Below are 1,868 nucleotides of genomic sequence, written 5' to 3'. Positions count from 1 at the left end.
AGGCAGCACACTACAAAAGCCGGTACATCTTTGTTTTGGTATGCTGCCCGAAGATGGCCTTCAGGAAATCATTATGAGTGTGGTAATTGAAGAAAAAGCAAATGTTTCAATCTTAGCCCACTGCACATTTCCCAATGCAAAGAATATTACCCATAAGATGGATGCAAATATTGTAATTAAAGAAGGCGCACATTACTCGTATGTAGAGCGACATGTGCATGCACCGGGAGGTATAATTACTGTTGTTCCGCATGCGATAGTTACTGTTGAAAAGCATGCTACTTTTAAAACTGACTTTGAGCTTTTAAGAGGAAAAGCTGGTATTATTGACATTAATTATGAAACTACATGCCATGAATACAGCCGTATGGAAATGAATGCAAAAGTCAATGGCATTGCCAATGACGATATCACCATTCGTGAGATTGGCCATCTCAAAGGTGAAGGTGCCGTGGGAGTACTTACTACACGTATTGCAGTCCGCGATAACGCTAAAGCAGCAGTGTACAACACATTAACAGCACACGCACCGTATGCACGTGGGCATGTTGACTGCAAAGAGATTATACAGGACAATGGAATAGCAAAGGCCATTCCTGTAGTAGAGGTGTATCACCCAAAAGCACACGTTACCCATGAGGCAGCAATTGGCAGTGTTGACGATAAACAACTACAAACACTTATGGCGCGTGGCCTTGATGAAGACCAGGCAGTGGATTTAATTATTCAGGGTTTATTGTCGTAGTAGTGGCAGTAATTCAATTATTCAAAATCTTCCTTATTTTAAATGGAACTGTCGTAAAATTGACATAAATGTTCCAAGAGGTATTTCTTTTCTTGGATGAGGTATAATAACAACCATATTATCTTTAGTATATTTTACATGGCTTCCTTTTTGTGATGTATACCTAAAACCATTCTTTTATAATACTACTATTATTTCTTTTGAAGAATATAACTTAGACATTTAGTACACTTTCTCCAATCATTACATTTTCTACAATTGCATATTCAGGATTATCGTTATTCTCAAAATACAATTCAACTGCTTCTAGCAAATTATTGATGGATTCATCTATTGTTTCACCAAATCTAGAAATATCAACATTTAAACATTGTGCTACATAATATTTATCTTCTTTCCCTATTGTATATTGGTAATTAAATACCAAATTCCACCTTGACAAAATCATAGCATATGATAGAGGTGGAAACCATGAGATTAGAAGAATTAATACAGGTATTACAGACAGAAGAAAGTGCAGAAGCCTTCTTACGGGAAAAAGGGATTCTTAAAACCTTTACGAAGTGCATAGTTTGCCAAAACCCCCATATAGGGAAAGTGAGAAGGAATTTTTATCGGTGTCACCGGTGCAAGAAGGAATGGAGTACTCGCAAAGGGAGCGTATTGGAATATGCGAAGGTAAGCTTTCGTCAATTTTTGTTAATAATGAAGTTATTTTTACTTGAAGTACCTGTCAATCAAGCATATAAAGAGGTAGGTCTTACGTATCGGACGGTGCATAAAGCATATCACCTGCTGCGCAAAAGCATCTATCAGTCTATACAAAAGCAAGAGACTGTTTTAGAAGGTGAGATAGAGATGGATGAAGCATATTTTGGAGGCAGGAGGAAAGGGAATAGAGGCAGGGGGGCGCATAAGAAAATTCCTGTATTTGGGATATTAGAGCGCAATGGGAGGGTGAGCGTGGAGATAGTAGAAGATGTCACAGCGGAACGTTTACTAAAAGAGTCAATCAAGAAAGTAAAACGAGGGAGTTTAATTTACACAGATAAGTTTAAAAGTTACGATGGGCTTGTGATGTATGGGTTTAGACATGAGAGACTCGATAAAAGCAAGCGATTTA

The 1,868-nt window shown here is 37.8% G+C and carries 3 protein-coding genes and 1 pseudogene; 2 read left to right on the top strand and 2 right to left on the bottom strand.

Annotation, left to right across the window (positions count from 1 at the left end; all coding sequences use genetic code 11):
* Positions 1 to 745 (top strand): SufD family Fe-S cluster assembly protein (locus N3F66_11270; GenBank protein ID MCX8124721.1); only part of this gene is annotated, 745 nt, incomplete at its 5' end.
* 33 nt (positions 746 to 778) lie between these two features.
* Here the strand turns inward: N3F66_11270 and N3F66_11265 are convergent.
* Positions 779 to 907: pseudogene (locus tag N3F66_11265) on the bottom strand (type II toxin-antitoxin system HicA family toxin).
* 52 nt (positions 908 to 959) lie between these two features.
* Entirely contained in the window at positions 960 to 1,187 is a 228-nt protein-coding gene (locus tag N3F66_11260) for a type II toxin-antitoxin system HicB family antitoxin (protein MCX8124720.1), read from the bottom strand.
* A gap of 29 nt (positions 1,188 to 1,216) precedes the next feature.
* Between N3F66_11260 and N3F66_11255 the strand changes: the two genes are divergently transcribed.
* A partial coding sequence (locus N3F66_11255) for an IS1595 family transposase (protein MCX8124719.1) occupies positions 1,217 to 1,868 on the top strand: 652 nt, incomplete at its 3' end.

It is taken from the genome of Spirochaetota bacterium (assembly GCA_026414805.1).
Taxonomy (GTDB): domain Bacteria; phylum Spirochaetota; class UBA4802; order UBA4802; family UB4802; genus UBA4802.
Note: the sequence above shows the minus strand (reverse complement) of the source record. Positions and strands in the feature narration are given on the sequence as shown.